Origin of the sequence: Micromonospora cathayae (genome assembly GCF_028993575.1) — a bacterium.
Classification (GTDB): Bacteria; Actinomycetota; Actinomycetes; order Mycobacteriales; family Micromonosporaceae; genus Micromonospora; species Micromonospora cathayae.
On sequence record NZ_CP118615.1, the window covers coordinates 4,055,070 to 4,070,869 of the forward strand.

The 15,800-nt window shown below is 73.9% G+C and carries 17 protein-coding genes and 1 pseudogene; 10 read left to right on the plus strand and 8 right to left on the minus strand.

The genetic code is table 11. The annotated features are described in order from the left end of the window. Positions 1-230: 230 nt before the first annotated feature. From PVK37_RS18520 to PVK37_RS18530, 3 genes are all read left to right on the plus strand, one after another. Positions 231-818 carry a hypothetical protein gene (locus tag PVK37_RS18520; RefSeq protein ID WP_275035166.1) on the plus strand — a complete coding sequence of 196 codons (588 nt, stop codon included), beginning with the start codon at positions 231-233 and terminating at the stop codon, positions 816-818. Positions 819-901: 83 nt separating this feature from the next. Beyond that, positions 902-1,861, plus strand: coding sequence for a pirin family protein (locus tag PVK37_RS18525; protein ID WP_275035167.1), 960 nt, complete (start codon positions 902-904; stop codon positions 1,859-1,861). Positions 1,862-1,923: 62 nt separating this feature from the next. Continuing rightward, on the plus strand, positions 1,924-2,589 hold the full coding sequence (locus PVK37_RS18530; RefSeq protein ID WP_275028724.1) for a hypothetical protein: 666 nt from the start codon (positions 1,924-1,926) through the stop codon (positions 2,587-2,589). A gap of 219 nt (positions 2,590-2,808) precedes the next feature. Here PVK37_RS18530 and PVK37_RS18535 read toward each other — a convergent pair whose 3' ends face one another. Further along, positions 2,809-3,468, minus strand: a complete 660-nt coding sequence (locus PVK37_RS18535) for a DUF1345 domain-containing protein (protein WP_275028725.1) — start codon at positions 3,466-3,468, stop codon at positions 2,809-2,811. Positions 3,469-3,496: 28 nt separating this feature from the next. Next, complete coding sequence (locus tag PVK37_RS18540) at positions 3,497-3,766, minus strand: DUF2795 domain-containing protein (RefSeq protein WP_275028726.1); 270 nt, start codon at positions 3,764-3,766, stop codon at positions 3,497-3,499. Positions 3,767-3,951: 185 nt separating this feature from the next. Here PVK37_RS18540 and PVK37_RS18545 point away from each other — a divergent pair, with 185 nt between their 5' ends. Then, the gene (locus PVK37_RS18545) at positions 3,952-4,362 is read left to right on the plus strand and encodes a DUF2267 domain-containing protein (protein WP_275028727.1); all 411 of its coding nucleotides are present in this window, start codon (positions 3,952-3,954) and stop codon (positions 4,360-4,362) included. Between the two features lie 160 nt (positions 4,363-4,522). Here the strand turns inward: PVK37_RS18545 and PVK37_RS18550 are convergent, their stop codons facing one another. Continuing rightward, entirely contained in the window at positions 4,523-5,695 is a 1,173-nt protein-coding gene (locus PVK37_RS18550) for a CaiB/BaiF CoA transferase family protein (protein WP_275028728.1), read from the minus strand. A gap of 127 nt (positions 5,696-5,822) precedes the next feature. Between PVK37_RS18550 and PVK37_RS18555 the strand changes: the two genes are divergently transcribed. The 5 genes from PVK37_RS18555 (at position 5,823) to PVK37_RS18575 (ending at position 9,479) form a co-directional block, all read left to right on the plus strand. Further along, positions 5,823-6,491 carry a hypothetical protein gene (locus PVK37_RS18555; protein WP_275028729.1) on the plus strand — a complete coding sequence of 223 codons (669 nt, stop codon included), beginning with the start codon at positions 5,823-5,825 and terminating at the stop codon, positions 6,489-6,491. A 231-nt stretch (positions 6,492-6,722) separates the two neighbouring features. Further along, on the plus strand, positions 6,723-7,742 hold the full coding sequence (locus PVK37_RS18560) for a TerC family protein (RefSeq protein WP_275028730.1): 1,020 nt from the start codon (positions 6,723-6,725) through the stop codon (positions 7,740-7,742). An 81-nt stretch (positions 7,743-7,823) separates the two neighbouring features. Continuing rightward, the gene (locus PVK37_RS18565) at positions 7,824-8,423 is read left to right on the plus strand and encodes a sulfite oxidase-like oxidoreductase (RefSeq protein ID WP_275028732.1); all 600 of its coding nucleotides are present in this window, start codon (positions 7,824-7,826) and stop codon (positions 8,421-8,423) included. A 1-nt stretch (position 8,424) separates the two neighbouring features. After that, the gene (locus PVK37_RS18570) at positions 8,425-9,174 is read left to right on the plus strand and encodes a ferredoxin reductase (RefSeq protein WP_275028734.1); all 750 of its coding nucleotides are present in this window, start codon (positions 8,425-8,427) and stop codon (positions 9,172-9,174) included. Positions 9,175-9,191: 17 nt separating this feature from the next. Continuing rightward, positions 9,192-9,479 (plus strand): DUF6510 family protein, encoded by a 288-nt coding sequence (locus tag PVK37_RS18575; RefSeq protein WP_275028735.1) that lies wholly within the window; start codon positions 9,192-9,194, stop codon positions 9,477-9,479. A 94-nt stretch (positions 9,480-9,573) separates the two neighbouring features. Here the strand turns inward: PVK37_RS18575 and PVK37_RS18580 are convergent, their stop codons facing one another. From PVK37_RS18580 to PVK37_RS18590, 3 genes and pseudogenes are all read right to left on the minus strand, one after another. Next, complete coding sequence (locus PVK37_RS18580; protein ID WP_275028736.1) at positions 9,574-9,813, minus strand: hypothetical protein; 240 nt, start codon at positions 9,811-9,813, stop codon at positions 9,574-9,576. 313 nt (positions 9,814-10,126) lie between these two features. Then, a pseudogene (gene smpB / locus PVK37_RS18585) lies at positions 10,127-10,612 on the minus strand (SsrA-binding protein SmpB); the annotation flags it as partial. 86 nt (positions 10,613-10,698) lie between these two features. After that, on the minus strand, positions 10,699-12,231 hold the full coding sequence (locus tag PVK37_RS18590) for a glycosyltransferase family 2 protein (protein ID WP_275028737.1): 1,533 nt from the start codon (positions 12,229-12,231) through the stop codon (positions 10,699-10,701). A 349-nt stretch (positions 12,232-12,580) separates the two neighbouring features. Between PVK37_RS18590 and PVK37_RS18595 the strand changes: the two genes are divergently transcribed. Further along, positions 12,581-13,882: an NAD(P)/FAD-dependent oxidoreductase gene (locus PVK37_RS18595; protein ID WP_275028739.1), complete on the plus strand. Its 1,302-nt coding sequence runs from the start codon at positions 12,581-12,583 to the stop codon at positions 13,880-13,882. On the opposite strand, the gene PVK37_RS18600 is transcribed toward PVK37_RS18595, so the two are convergent. Beyond that, positions 13,870-14,955: an AI-2E family transporter gene (locus tag PVK37_RS18600; protein ID WP_275028740.1), complete on the minus strand. Its 1,086-nt coding sequence runs from the start codon at positions 14,953-14,955 to the stop codon at positions 13,870-13,872. The genes PVK37_RS18595 and PVK37_RS18600 overlap by 13 nt on opposite strands. A gap of 41 nt (positions 14,956-14,996) precedes the next feature. Beyond that, positions 14,997-15,785, minus strand: coding sequence for a spermidine synthase (locus PVK37_RS18605; protein ID WP_275028741.1), 789 nt, complete (start codon positions 15,783-15,785; stop codon positions 14,997-14,999). Positions 15,786-15,800 lie beyond the last annotated feature (15 nt).

Genomic DNA, 15,800 nt, shown 5'->3' on the forward strand with positions numbered 1-15,800 from the left:
GGTTACATCTCCCGGACGGCCGAGGAGGAGCCCTGGTGGGCCGGGCCTGGATCCGGGATGCGGGTCGGGTCGGTGGAATGCCGGTGGCCGCCCGGTGGTTGTACATGGTTCGGCGCGGTGAGCCAGGCTCCCGGCCGACCTCCTGATCTTTGTTTCGGCGTGCGTGCCCTGCCCCCGCAGGTGTGCGTGCGTTCCCCCGTGTGGATTGGAGTTCCCCCATGAACACGATCATGAGCACGACGCTGCTGCGGAAGACTGTTCTGGGTGTCGCCGGTCTGGCGTTCGCCGGTGGTGTGGTGGCCGGTCCGGTCGCCGGTGCGGTGGACGCGGCTCCGGCTCATGCCGCGCCGGTGGCGGTGCAGGCGGACAAGCCGGACACCGGCAAGCTGCTGCCCCACGGCACGCCGGGCGGCCAGTCGAGCATCCCGCTGAACGCCGAGCAGACCGCCAACGCCAAGGCCATCGTCAAGGCCACCAAGAAGGCCGGCATGGACGAGCGGGCCGCCGTGGTCGCCATCGCGACCAGCCTGCAGGAGTCGAAGCTGGAGAACCTGGGTCACCTCGGTGACCGCAACGACCACGACTCGCAGGGCCTGTTCCAGCAGCGTCCGTCCAGTGGTTGGGGCACGGTCGAGCAGATCACCGACCCCGAGTACTCCACGACCGCGTTCCTGAAGGGCCTGAAGCAGGTCGACGGCTGGCAGGACATGCCGCTGACCCAGGCCGCGCAGAAGGTCCAGGTGTCCGCCTACCCGGACCACTACGCGCAGTGGGAGAAGCAGGCCGCTGACCTGGTCGCCGCACACTGGAACAGCTGAGTCACCAACGGGCCGGTACCCGCAACGGGTACCGGCCCGTTCGGCTGCCCACCGGGCGGTACGGTTGCCGGGTGGAGGGACCGATGCCGGCGCAGACCCGGCCCCCGGACGCCCCGGCCGCCGAGCCGTCGAGTGTGCTGCTGCCCGGCCACGACGTGCCGCTGGGCCGGTACACCACGGTGCGGCGGCTGCTGCCGCAGCGGCCCCGCCGGATGGTCGGGGCCTGGTGCTTCGTCGACCACTTCGGCCCGGACGACGTCGGCGTCGGGCAGCGACCGGGCATGCAGGTGCCGCCGCACCCGCACACCGGCCTGCAGACCGTCACCTGGCTGCTCGACGGCGAGATCCTGCACCGGGACAGCCTCGGCAACGTCCAGGCGATCCGTCCCGGCCAGCTCAACGTGATGACCTCCGGGCACGGCATCGCCCACTCGGAGAAGTCCCCGCCGGCACGGCCGTCGGTGATGCACGGCGTCCAGCTCTGGGTGGCCCTCCCGGAGGGGACCCGGTCCGGCCCGCCCGGCTTCAGCCACCACGCCGAGCTGCCCCGCTGGCGCGACGGTGACCTGGACGTCACCCTGCTCGTCGGGGAACTGGCCGGCAACCGTTCCCCGGCGGTGGTGCACACGCCGCTGCTCGGCGCGCAGCTCGAACCCCGGGGCGCCGGCCCGGTTCGGGTGCCGCTGCGCCGGGACTTCGAGTACGGCGTGCTCGCCATGTCCGGCGCCGCCGAGGTGGACGGCGTACGGCTCACCCCCGGCGGGCTGCTGTACGTCGCGCCGGGCCGGGAGACCCTGACCGTGGCGCACGGTACGGACGCCCGGCTGCTGCTGCTCGGCGGCGCGCCGTTCGAGGAGCCACTGGTGATGTGGTGGAACTTCGTCGGCCGCTCGCACGACGAGATCGTGGCCGCCGCGCAGGACTGGGCCGCCGGACGGCGGTTCGGCACGGTGGTGGACGACCCGGAGCCGCCACTGCCGGCACCGGCGATGCCCACCGTCCGGCTCAAGGCCCGCGACCGGCACGGCCGCATGCACGACTGAACGAGGGTGCCGACCCGGCCCGGTGGCAGGAGTGGTCCGGCCGGGCACGGGTAGTCGCGGGCATGGCGACGACTGCGACCTCGAGCATCGAGGACAAGAAGCGGCTGGTCCGCAGGCTGGCCGGGGCCGGCCGGGGCTTCGCCGAGCAGTACGGCTTCCGGGTCACCAACAACCCGGGCAGCCTCTTCCAGTTGCTGGTCCTGTCGGTGCTGCTGGCCCGGCCGGGCGACTTCCGGCGGGCCCTGGACGCCACCCGGGCGCTGCGGGACGCCGGCTGGGACAGCGCCGCCCGGATGTCCCGTTCGTTGCACGAGCAGCGGACCCGGGTACTGCGGGACAACGGCTTCCGTAGCGACCCGGATGCGCTGGCCGACCTGCTCGGCGACCTCGCCCTGACCGTCCTGCGCGACTACCGGGGTGACCTGCGTCGGCTGCGCGCGGTCGCCCACCACGACCCGGCCCGGGAACGGGACCTGCTGGCCCGGCTTCCCGGCGTGGACCAGCCGGTGGTGGACCTCTTCCTCCGCGAGGTGCAGGCGTTGTGGCGGGAGGTGGCACCGGTCGCCGACCGCCGGGCGCTCGCCGCCGCCCGACGGCTGGGGCTGGGACGGTCCGCCGGCGACCTGGCCGGCCTCGCCGGCAGCGGCGAGTCCGAGCGGCTGGCCTGGCTGGTCGGTGCGCTCGCCCGGGTGGACCTGGAGCAGGGGTACGCCGAGCTGACCAGGTGACCGGCCGCCGTGCGTTGTCCCACAGTTTCGCCATAACCATCCGTACGGGGGACCTGGCCTCGTACGCTGGTCGTGGCAGTGATGCCCGCCCGGTTCGGGCGGACATCGACCGCCTGGCGGTGGTGACCCGGTACGGGTCCGTTGACCGCCGGTCACGGTTGTCGCGTGGCGCCCGGGTCGCGGTTCGTGGCCCGGGCGCTCGCCTGCCCCCGGACGTTCTCAGCCGGCGAAGCCGGCCACCAGGTTCACCGCCGCGGCGATGATGATCGCCCCGAAGAGGTACGACACCAGCATGTGCCGCAGCACCGTGGCCCGCATCTCGTTGCTGCACAGGTCGGTGTCCGAGACCTGGAAGGTGGCCCCGACGGTGAACGCGACGTACGCGAAGTCCGCGTACCGGGGCGGCTCGTCCTGGTGGAAGTCGATGCCCCCGTCCGGGCCGGTGTAGTAGATCCGGGCGTACCGGGTGGTGAAGACGGTATGCACCACACACCAGGAGAGCAGCACGCTGGTCACGCCCAGCCCGCCGTGCAGGCTCCGGGGCAGTCCGGGCGGAGCGGAGCGGGCGGTGCCCATGATGATGCCCACCGCCACCAGGCTCGCCACGCAGGCGGTCAGCAGCAGCACGTCGCGGACCGCCCGGTTCGGGTCCTCGTGGATCGCCAGCCGGGCGGTCCGTTCCGCGTCCATCGGCCAGAGCGCCCGCCAGGCCAGCACCAGGTAGGTCAGGGCGGCGGCGTCCCAGCCGACCAGCGGGGCGAGTCGCGGGGTGCCGAGCACGCCGAACGACACCCCCGCGCAGAGGCCGATCAGGCCCATCACGACGAGCTGGACCGAGGCCGGCGTCGGCCGGTCCGGATGCCGCGACAGGTGCCACACCGCTGTCCGCCCGGCCCGCCGCCGCCCGTCAGATCCGGCGCAGGTGCTGCGCGACGCGGGTGTGCGGCTCCCGGGCCTGCGCCGCCCGCTGGGCCGGGTCGACCTCGGGCGCGGCGTCGATCCGTGCCGAGCGGGCCACCTCGCGCCCGTTGGCGTAGTCCACCGGCGGCAGCGCCCGCAGCGCCCGCAGCACCTCCGGCGGCGCACCCTCCCGTTCGGCCTGCCGGAGCACGTCGTCCCGGCCCGCCGGGTAGTCCAGGCTCGACAGGTACCGCAGCACGTCGGTGTCACTCACCATGACAGGAATCCCCCGCCCTCTGGTCCGTCCGGGTCACGACCGGGCGCGGTTACCCGTCCACCGGCCGGTCACGCCCGTCCCGGTCGGCCAAAAAGCGGGCGTACCGGTACCGTTTCCCCTGGCCGGGGACGGGTACCTGCCGGGTTCGCGCAGCCGACGTTCGCGCAGCCGGAGGGAGTGCGGGCATGAACTACGACACCTTCGTCGACCAGGTCGCCCAGCGGGCCGGGGTGCCCTCGGCCCGGGCGGTCGAGTTGAGCCGGGCGACGCTGGAGACCCTGGCGGAGCGGCTGACCGGGGGAGAGGCACTGGATCTGGCCGCCCAACTGCCCAAGCCGCTGCAACTGCTGCTGCGGAAGACCCCGAGCACCGAGCACGCCGAGCGGTTCGGCGCGGCCGAGTACGTGGCCCGGGTCGGCCAGCGCGCCGACGTGGACCCGGCAGCGGCCCGGGCCGGCATCCGCGCCGTGTTCACCACGTTGCGCGAGGCGGTCACCGGCGGCGAGTTCGACGACGTCGCCGCCCAGCTGCCCCGCGACTACCGGGACCTGGTGGAGCCGGCGATGGCCCCCGGCGCGACCCTCCGCCGCGCCTGACCCCACCACCCGCGCGTCGGTCCGTCCAGCTGCGTGTCCGGCGGCGGCCCGTCCGGCCCGCGCGGGGCGAGCGGTGACGGCTGGTCCGGGACGCGTGCCGGGCGACGGCTGGTCCGGGGCGCACGCCGGGCGACGGCCCCCGTCGGGCCGACGGCGGTCGTCAGGCGACGGCGGTGGCGGCGCGGAGGGCGTCGATCCGGTCGGCGGGGTAGCCGAGTTCGGCGAGGATCTCGTCGGTGTGCTCGCCGGGATGCGGTGGCGGACGACGCAGCGCGGTCGGAGTGCCGGAGAACCGGGGCGCGGGGGCCGGCTGCGGCACCCCGTCGGCGGACACGAAGACGCCCCGGTCGGCCAGGTGCGGGTGGTCCGGGGCCTCCGCCCAGTCGAGCACCGGGGCCAAGCAGGCGTCCGATCCGCCGGCCAGTTCGGTCCACTCGTCCCGGGTGCGGGTCCGGAACAGCCGGGCCCAGGCCCGCCGCAGCGCCGGCCAGTTCGCCGGGTCGGTCCGGTCCAGCGCCTCGTCCGGCGGCAGCGGGAAGCCGGTCCGGCGGACCAGTTCGGCGTAGAACTGCGGCTCCAGCGCCCCCACCGCCACGTACCGGCCGTCGGCGCACTCGTACGTGTCGTAGAAGGGCGCGCCGCCGTCGAGCAGGTTCACCCCGCGCGGGTCCTGCCACATGCCCATCCGGCGCAGGGCGTGGATCTGGGTGCTGAGCACCGCCACGCCGTCCACGATCGCCGCGTCGACCACCTGCCCCCGGGCGCCACCCTGGACGGCGTACAGCGCGGAGACGATGCCCAGCGCCAGCATCATCCCGCCGCCACCGAAGTCACCGAGCAGGTTCAGCGGCGGCACCGGGGCCTGCCCGGCGCGGCCGATGCCGTGCAGCGCGCCGGTCAGCGCCAGGTATCCGATGTCGTGGCCGGCGTACGGGGCGTTCGGCCCGTGCTGTCCCCAGCCGGTCATCCGGCCGTAGACCAGCCGCGGGTTGACCGCGAGGCACTCGGCGGGGCCCACGCCGAGGCGCTCGGTCACGCCTGGGCGGAAGCCCTCGATCAGCGCGTCCGCGTCGCGGACCAGCGCGAGCACCACCTCCCGCCCGCCGGCGGTCTTCAGGTCGACCCCGACCGAGCGGCGGCCCCGGTTGAGCAGGTCGGGGTGCGGGGTGCCGAAGGCCGCCGGGCGGACCTCGGTGGCCCGGTCCACCCGGACCACGTCCGCGCCCAGGTCGGCGAGCATCATCGCGGCGAACGGGCCGGGCCCGATGCCGGCCAGTTCCACCACCCGCAGGCCGGTGAGCGGACCGGTCGCCGGGGCACTCTCCTCGGTCACCGGCACACCATAGGACACCCGGGACTTTCCGTGGGGCCGAGGAAAGTTCGGCGGATCCGATCGGATCATGGATTCGGCCGCACGGAAGTCGTAGTCTCGGCGCAGTCGTGCGGTGGAAGGATCGCTCATGTCGCGTCGTACCGGTAAACCCTCGTACGTGCACCCGCGTCCGAAGCCGGGCGGTGGGCGTACCGCGTTGGTGCTGACGGTGGTGCTGGTGCTCGTGGCGGGGGTGGGCGGCGGGCTCGTCGGCTGGGCCGTCGGCCGGCCGGACGCCACCGAACGGGCGGTGGCGCAGCTCCGTGCCGAGGAGGCCCGCCGGGACGCCGAGCAGATCCGGACCCTCACCGACCAGGCCCGGCTCACCGGTGAGCAGCTCAGCCCGATCATCGCCGAGCTGGACGCGGCGCTGGAGGCGGGCCGGCCCGCCCCGGCCGACCGGGTCGCCGCCTGGCAGCGCACCCTCGCCGACGCGAAGCAGCGGCACGCGGACAGCCCCTCCGGCAGCACCGGCACGAACGTCGCGCGGGGCGGCTTCCGGACCGCCGTCGAGGGCTTCACCGTCGCGGTCGACACGTACGCCGCCGCCGGTGGGCTGGCCGCCGGGCCGCGCGGCACGCTGTACGCCCTGGTGGAGCGGCAGCACGCGGCGGCCACCACGACCTGGTCGATGGCCGCCGCCCAACTCGACCAGCTCAACGTCGACGCCGGCCACGGACACCAGCACGTGCACCTCGACGGCGGGCACGGCGACGGGTTCGCCCCCGACCAGGAGCCGGAGGGGCACGCCGACTGAGCGTGACCACCACGCCGGCCCGGCGTGAAGCGGGTCACCCCGTCCGGGCGTCCGCCCCACCCCCGTGTGGCGGGTCGCCGCAGGCTGACCTAACCTTGCCCCAGCGAGGGGAGTACTTCCCACGAACCATACCGGTCAGTACGGCCGCCACGGGCGGACCTCGGGTGGTTGCCCACATACCGTGGGTGAAGGAGACCTCGAACATGGCAGGGTGTGTTCGAGGAGGCTCTTATGGGCGAATTGTCGTATCTGTCTGCTGCCGGGCTCTCCTCGGTGGGCACCCCGACGCTCTGGGCGGTCACCATCGCCGGAGTGCTCGCCCTCCTGGTGCTCGACTTCCTGGTCACCCGACGCCCGCACGAGGTGTCGATGAAGGAGGCGCTCGGCTGGTCGGCGTTCTACGTCGCCCTGCCGCTGGCCTTCGGCGGCTGGATCTGGGCCCGGTACGGCTCCCAGCAGGGCGTCGAGTACCTCACCGGTTACCTGGTCGAGAAGTCCCTCTCGGTCGACAACCTCTTCGTGTTCATGCTGCTGCTGGCCGCGTTCGCGGTGCCGGCGGTGCTGGCCCAGCGGGTCCTGCTGTACGGCATCGCGGGCGCGCTGGTGCTCCGGGCGGTCTTCATCGCCCTCGGCGCGGCGGCCCTGCAGACCCTCGACTTCGCCTTCCTGCTGTTCGCGATCATCCTGATCCTCACCGCGGTGAAGCTGCTGCGCGACGCCCTCTCCGGCCACGAGCAGGAGGTGGACATCTCGAAGATGCGCTCGGTGCGGCTGCTGCGGAAGTTCATGCCGGTCACCGAGGAGTACCACGGCACCAAGATGGTCATCCGCGAGCACGGCCGGCGGACCCTCACCCCGCTGGCGCTGGTGGTGGTCGCGGTCCTCGCCACCGACGTGGTCTTCGCCGTCGACTCGGTGCCCGCCGTCTACGGCATCACCGAGGACCCGTACCTGGTATTCGCCACCAACGCCTTCGCCCTGCTCGGCCTGCGCGCGCTCTACTTCGTGCTGCACGCCGCGCTCAGCCGGCTGGTGCACCTCAGCTACGGCCTGGCGGTCATCCTCGCCTTCATCGGCGTGAAGCTCGGCCTGCACTGGGCGCACGGCATCTGGTCGGGCGTACCGGAGATCCCGACGCTCGCCTCGCTCGGTGTGATCATCGGGGTGCTGGTGATCGTCACGCTGACCAGCCTGCGGGCCACCCGCAACGCCGAGCCCGGCGACCGCGAGATCGTCGTCGACCGGAAGTGACCGCCCCGACCGGCGCAAACGTGCCCGGTCCGTGGTGGGAACCAGCGGCGGCGGCCCCGCCGGGGTGGTAGGACTGTCCGGGTGGGAATCGTCTCGCCCGGCTTCCAGGGCCGGCCCCGGTCGGCCGCGCCGGCCCTGCCCCCGGGGCAGTACCTCACCCCGGACTTCCCGGTGCTCTCCGCCGGCCCCACGCCGCGGGTGCCGACCGACGGCTGGGAGTTCGTGGTCACCGCCGAGGACGGCACCGAACGCCGGTGGACCTGGGCCGAGCTGATGGCCCTGCCGCAGGAGACGCCGACCGTGGACATCCACTGCGTGACCCGCTGGTCCAAACTCGGCACCAGCTGGCAGGGCGTCTCGCTGGACACCCTGCTGGCCGGGGTCGACACCACCGCCCGGTACGCGCTGGTCCACTCGTACGGCGGGTACACCACCAACCTGCCCCTGGCCGACCTGCGGGACGGCCGGGCCTGGGTGGCCCACGGCTACGACGGGCGTCCGCTGGCCGCCGAGCACGGCGGGCCGGCCCGGCTGCTGGTTCCGCACCTGTACTTCTGGAAGTCCGCGAAGTGGGTACGGGGCATCCGGCTGCTCGCCGACGACCGGCCCGGCTTCTGGGAGACCGCCGGCTACCACGACTACGGGGACCCGTGGCGCGAGCAGCGCTACCAGGGTGACTGAGGTGGCCGGGCCCGCCGGTGGTGGTCCGCTGACCTGGCGGGTGGCCCGGCTGGTGGAGCGCCGGGTGGAGACGCCCACCGCGCAGACCCTGGTCCTGGCGGTGCCCGGCTGGCCGGGGCACCTGCCCGGCCAGCACGTCGACGTCCGGCTCACCGCCGCCGACGGTTACCAGGCCGCCCGCTCGTACTCGCTGGCCGCGCCGGCCGACGGCGACCGGATCGCGCTGACCGTGCAGCGGGTGCCCGACGGCGAGGTGTCGCCGTACCTGACCGACGTGTACGCCGAGGGCGACCCGGTGGAGGTACGCGGACCGGTCGGCGGGTGGTTCGTGTGGCGTACCGACGAGCCGGCCCCGGTGCTGCTGGTGGCCGGCGGATCCGGCGTGGTGCCGCTGATGGCGATGATCCGGGCCCGCCGCGCCGCCGGCAGCCGGACCCCGTTCCGGTTGGTCTACTCGGTGCGCAGCCCGACGGACGCCATCTACGCCGACGAGTTGCGCCGCCGGACCCGCGACGACCTGGGCCTCGACGTGGCCTACGTCTACACCCGCGCGGCCCCGGAGGGCTGGCGCGGCGAACCGCACCGGATCGGCCTGGCCGACCTGAACACCCACGGCTGGCCGCCCGACCTGGAGCCCCGGTGCTACGTCTGCGGTCCCACCGGGTTCGTGGAGACCGTGGCGGACCTGCTGGTCGGGCTCGGCCATCCGACCCGCCGGGTACGCACCGAACGCTTCGGCCCGACCGGATGACGACGGAGGAGGGGCACGTGACCGACCTGTCCTACCTGGACGGCAACATGCTGGACGGGCCACTGCGGGAGTTGTTCGCCGTGGACCTCAGCGACGCGACCGGCCGGTGCGAGTCGTGCGGCCTGGTCGGCCCGCTGGCCGGGCTGCGCGTCTTCGCCCACGCCCCCGGCCTGGTGGCCCGCTGCCCGAGGTGCACGGAGGTGATGCTGCGGCTGGTCCGCTCGCCCGACCGGGCCTGGCTGGACCTGCGTGGCACCACCTTCCTCCAGGTCCCGATGCCGCTGGACCTGCCGCGTCCCGACTGACCCACCCCCGCCCCGGCGCGCGGGGCGGGGGCCAGCCGACCGGCAGCAGCGTGCCGGCGGTCGCGTCGGCGTCAGCGGTACCCCGGCCCCTGTCTCAGTGCCGTCGCAGGTACAGGGCGGCGACGCCGAACGCCGCCGTCATGAGCGTTCCGATGGCGGTGATGGCCGACGCCACCGTGCTGTCGATCTCCGCGAAGACGTTCAGGAGGGTGAGCAGCACGATGGCGAGGAATCCGACTCCCGCGAGCAGGTAGCTGGCCCGTACCACCGTGATCCTGCCGTGCCCTCTCCTGGTCACCTCGTGTTCGTCGTTGTCGGGCACTAGAGTCGTCATGGCGTTCCCTTCCTCCGTCTGGACTGTCGGTTACCGGGACGTGTGGTGGCCCCCCTGTTCACGGCAGGGGGGCCACCGTCTGCTGAGGACAGTAACGAGCGACAGCCGTCAGTGGGAAGCTCCGGATGAGAGATTCTCGATGGGAATCTCATCTGGCAATGGGATTCCCACCTAAACCTGCATCAATCGCCACGCGTCCGGTCGGGAAGGAGACATCGACCCGGCGCAGCCCCGGCACCAGCCCGGCTCAGCCCGGCACCGGCCCGGCTCAGCCCCGGGCTCAGCCTCGTCGCCGGCCCGGCTCGGGTCCGGCTCAGCCTCGGCGGCGGCGTTGGCCCTTGAGGTGCCGGCCCAGCTCACGGGCGATCTCCCGGTTGGCGTCCCGTTCGGCCAGGGCCTGCCGCTTGTCGTACGACTTCCGGCCGCGCGCCAGCGCCAGCTCGACCTTGGCCCAGCCGTTCTCGAAGTACATCGACAGCGGCACCAGCGTCAGCCCACCCTCCCGGAGCTTCTCCAGGATGCGGGCGATCTCCACCCGGTGCAGCAGCAGCTTCCGGGTCCGGCGGGGCGCGTGGTTGGTCCAGGTCCCGAAGCCGTACTCGGCGATGTGCAGCCCGTACAGCATGATCTCGCCGTCGCGTTCCTGGGCGAACGCGTCGACCAGCGACGCCCGACCGGCCCGCAGCGACTTGACCTCCGTGCCGGCCAGCACGATCCCCGCCTCGTACGTCTTGAGGACCGTGTAGTCGTGCCGCGCCTTCTTGTTGGACGCGATCAGCGTGCGTCCCTGCTCCCTGGCCGTGGCCGCCTCCCGGGTCTGCGAGCCGTCCCGGCTGACCCTACCGCTCCGCCAGCTTCACCGGGCCGCCCGCCGTCCCGGTCCGGCTACCGGCCGCGGCGGCGTAGCCGGGCGGCCAGCCGGGCGGCGGTCACCGGTACCACCGCCACCACGAACTGCCCGCTGCGCGCGTCCCGGCTGGTGGTGATCCCGAACAGGCGCGTGCCGTGCCGGCGGATCCGGGGCCGGGCGGGCGGCAGCCCGGGGGCGCGCAGCGGGGCGCTGCCCCGACCGGCCGGGCCGTCGACCTCGACCCGCAGCGGATGCCGCTGACCCGAAGCGGCGCTCCGGGCGAGCAGGTCGTCCACCCGGAACCGGACCCGCACCAGGCTGCCCCGGTCGTCGGTGTGGATGTCCAACGTGCTGCCCTCGACCTGCCCGGCGTGCAGGCGTACCGGGCCGCCGACCGTCCGGCCCAGGGCCGGGACCGGGCTGCGGGCGGTCACCGTCAGGCTGCCGGTGCCCGCCCAGGTCACGCCGACCGTGTCGAGCCGGGCCAGCCAGTCGGCCCGGACGTCGGTCACCTCCGTCCAGGTGGGCCGGCCGGGCACCGGGTAGCCGGCGTACCAGCGCCCGTCGGCCACCACCGTCGGTGGTACCCCCACCTCGGCGTCCTGACCGACCACGGTGAGCAGGTCGTCCAGCCCGCCCGCGCCGACCGCGCCGAGCCGGAGCCGGGTCTCGATGCCGAGCTGGTCACGCAGGTCCTCGGTGAGGTACCGGTCGACCAGCCGCCGCACCACCGCGTACACCCGCTCCTGGGTGGGGCGGTCCAGCGTACGGACGTCGTCGGCGACCAGGTGGGCGACCTCCAGCCCGAAGTGCCGCCGCAACACCGCGTCGCGCTGCTTGCCGGCCGGGATCAGCTCGGCGACCCGGTCCACCAGCAGCTCCACGCAGCGTAGCCGCTGGTCGAGGCGGCTGCGGTAGGTGATGTTGCCGGCGTCCAGCCGCCGTACCGCGTGGTAGTAGTCGTAGTCGGCGAGCACCGAGACCCGCCGCGCCCGGTAGAGGGCCTCCAGGGTGAACGGCTGGTCGCTGAGGATCGGCATGTCCGCGCAGAACCGCAGCCGGTGTCGTTCCAGCAGCTCCCGCCGGAACAGCTTGATGTTCGCCAGCGACCAGGGCAGCGCCGAGTCGAACAGGTCCACGTCGCTGCGCGTCTCGGCGAAGATCTCCTGGGACATGTACCGGCCGTTGACCCCCACCGCCCGGCCGAGCACCACGTCCGAGTCCCACCGGTCGGCCGCGGCGACCAGCCGCTCCAGCGCCTGCGGGCCGAGCCGGTCGTCCGAGCCCACGAAGAACACGTACCGGCCGGTGGCCAGGTCGAGGCCCCGGTTGCAGGGGACCGCCGGCCCGCCCGAGTTGGGCTGGTGGACCACCCGCACGGTGTCCGGGTACCGGGCGGCGAGCTGGTCCAGCAGCCGGCCACCGCCGTCGGTGGAGCCGTCGTCCACCGCCACGATCTCCATCCGGTGGCGGCCGATGGTCTGGCCGAGCAGCGACGCCAGACAGGCCCGCAGGTACGGCATGGTGTTGTACACCGGGACGACGACGCTGACGTCGGGAACCTGCACGCTCGCGCTCCTTCTGGCACCGGGGTGGTCGGCGGCCGGGCCGGTCGAGGGGCGGCGGGATCCGATCGGACGTCCTGGTTCGAGGATGCCCTGACCCGACGGGTCGGATCCAGCTTTCCCCAGCTCAGGTGTGCCCTGTCGGGCGCTCGTCCGCCCGGCCGGGGACACCGGTGCCGCGCCGGGACGGCCGCCGGGTCTCCTCCGGCTGAGGATGGTCGGTGCCGTTGTCCGACCGGCGACCGGCAGATGACCGACCGTCGACCGGCCGGCGGCGGACCGTCGTCGGGCCGCCGGTTCCCGCCCCGCCCCGCGACGTTTGTCGGGCGTGGCGAGGGGAAGGGCAGCGGACATGACGAAGCCTCGTGTGGTGATCGTGGGAGCCGGTTTCGCCGGGTACCACGCGGCGAAGACCCTGGCCCGACTCGCCCGCGGTCGCGCCGAGATCGTGCTGCTGAACTCGACCGACTACTTCCTCTACCTGCCCCTGCTGCCCGAGGTGGCGGCCGGCGTGGTGGAGCCCAGCCGGATCTCCGTCCCGCTCAGCGGCACCCTCGACGGCGTCCGGGTGATCATCGGTGAGGCCGACCGGGTGGACCTGCAGAACCGCTGGGTCGGTTTCACCCAGCCCGAGGGGGACCGGGGCCAGTTGGCGTACGACCGGCTGGTGCTCGCCGTGGGCAGCGTCAACAAGCTGCTGCCCATCCCCGGGGTGACCGAGTACGCGCACGGGTTCCGGGGCCTGCCCGAGGCGCTCTACCTGCATGACCACGTGGTCCGGCAGATCGAGCTGGCCGAACAGGCGGTGGACCCGGCCGAGCAGCGGGCCCGCGCCACCTTCGTCGTGGTGGGCGCCGGCTACACCGGTACCGAGGTGGCCGCGCACGGCCAGCTGTTCACCGACGCACTCGTCGCGCAACGGTCCCGGCTGACCATCCGGCCCCGCTGGCTGCTGCTGGACGTGGCCCCCCGGGTCCTGCCCGAGCTGGACCAGCGGATGTCCGACACCGCCCAACGGGTGCTCGACCGGAGGGGCGTGGACGTGCGGATGGGCACCTCGGTGGCCGAGGCGACCGCCGACGGGGTGAAGCTGACCGACGGCGACTACGTGCCCACCTGCACCCTGGTCTGGTGCGTCGGGGTACGCCCCGACCCGTTCGTGGCCGAGCTGGGGCTCCGCACCGAGAAGGGCCGGCTGGTGGTCGACGAGTACCTCACCGTCCCCGGCTTCCCCGAGGTGTACGCGTGCGGCGACGCCGCCGCTGTGCCCGACCTGACCCGCCCCGGCGGGATCTGCGCGATGACCGCCCAGCACGCCCAACGGCAGGGCAAACTGGTCGCCCACAACATCGCCGCCTCGTACGGGCAGGGCCGGCGCAGGCCGTACAAGCACCACGACCTGGGGTGGGTGGTCGACCTGGGCGGGTGGGACGCGGCGGCGAACCCGCTGAAGCTGTCGCTGTCCGGCCCGCCGGCCAAGGCGGTGACCCGGGGCTACCACCTGCTCGCCATGCCCGGCAACCGGGCCCGGGTGGGCGCGGACTGGCTGCTCGACGCGACCCTGCCCCGCCCGGCCGTGCAACTCGGCCTGGTGCCGGCCAACGCCGTACCGCTGGAGAGTTCCTCCCCGGAGGTCCCGGCCTACCGTCGCTGATCCCGACGGTTCCCCGCCGGCCCGCCACCTCGACGGGCGAGCCGGCGGGGCAGCCCGGCCTCCCGGAGCAGCACCTGGACGATCCCGGCGGCGGGGATCGCCAGCAGCGCGCCGACCAGGCCGGCGAGTTCGGCGGCGAGCAGCACGCTGACCAGCACGGTCAACGGGTTCAGCCGGACCGCCCGGCCCATGATGACCGGTTGCAGCAGATGGTTCTCCACCTGCTGGTAGACCACGAAGAAGACCAGCGTGACGATGCCGGCGGTGGGGGAGTGCAGGAAGGCCGCCCCGGCGGCGACCAGCGCCCCGACCGTCGCCCCCACCAGGGGCACCAGGTCGGCCACCGCGACCAGCAGGGCGATCACCGCCGCGAACGGCACGCCCAGCAGGAACAGGACGACGAACGTCAGACCTCCGCAGATCACGCTGATCAGCAGGTTGCCGGTGACGTACCCGGTGATGGTGCGCCCGCACTCCCGTCCGATCCGGCGCAGCCGTTCACCCCGGCCGTCCCCGGACAGGGCGAGCAGCGCCACGCTCATCCTCGGTGCCTCCAACACCATCAGGTACGCCAGCACGGTCACCGTGACCACGCCGACCACGCCCTCCACCACGCCGCGCACCACGCCCAGCGCGGGCTGACGGGCCCGCTCGGTGTACCCCTCGATCAGGCCCCGGTGGGTCTCCGCGTACCGGCGCAGGCCGAACCGGTCCAGCAGCTCACCGAGCCGTCCCTGCCCGGACCGGGCTTCCCGGAGCAGTTCCGGCGCGTGCGCCACGAACCGGGTCACCTCGTCGAGCAGGGGCACCACGATCAGCGCGGCCACGCCACTGAGCAGCGCGAACGTCGCGAGGAACACCAGCAGGGTGGCGAGCGTGCGCCGGCGGACGAACCGGCGCTGCAAGCGGTCCACCGGTGGTTTCAGCGCGGCGGCGAAGAAGGCGGCCAGCACGAGCCAGACCAGCACCCGCCGGGTGGCCCAGAGCAGCAGCAACCCGAGCAGGGTGACCAGCACCAGACCGATGACGATCATGACGCGCCGGGCGGTCCGCCGGTCGTCCGGGCTGCTCATCCGGCGCGGCTACCCGGTGGCGGCGGAGGGAAACCCGCAGGTCAGTCCACGCCCAGCGTGGCGTCGGTCGCCGGGAGCGCGCCGGCGGTGAAGTCGGTCAGGGCGGGGCCGTGCAGCACCACGCCGGGCAGCGCGTCCCGGGCCACCCGGGCGACCAGCCGGGGCACCGGCAGCCGGCCGGGGCGGGGCGCGGCGGCCAGCACCACGTTGCCGTACCGCCGGCCGCCGAGCATCCGCCGGGCGGCCACCAGGCAGACGTCGGCGAACACCGCGCCGAGGGTGGCCGCCTGCACCCGGGAGAGGACCAGCGGCGGCAGGTCGGTCAGGTTGACCAGGTAGAGCCCGTCCGGGGCGAGGACCCGGGCCACCTCGGCGGCGAACTCGACGCTGCGTACGTGCGCCGGCATCCGCGCGCCGGAGTAGATGTCGGCGAGCACCACGTCGTACCCGCCGGTCGGCTGCCCGGTCAGGGCCGCCCGCGCGTCGGCCAGGTCCAGCCGGATCCCCGGCGGTGGCGGCAGCTCCCGCACCACCAGGTCGAGCAGGACCGGATCACGCTCCACCACCTGCTGGACGGAGCCGGGCCGGGTGGCCGCCAGGTAGCGGGGCAGGGTCAGCGCGCCGCCGCCGAGGTGCAGCGCCCGCAGCGGTACGCCGGGCGGCGCGGCCAGGTCGAGCAGCGCCGCCATCCGGCGGACGTACTCGTACCGCAGGTGGGTCGGGTCGGCGGTGTCCACGTAGGACTGCTCGACACCGGCCGCGAGCAGGGTACGCCCGGTCGGGCGGCCCGGGTCGACCACCAGCACCGGGCCGTCGGCGGACCCGTCCATGATCGCATGGTAGCC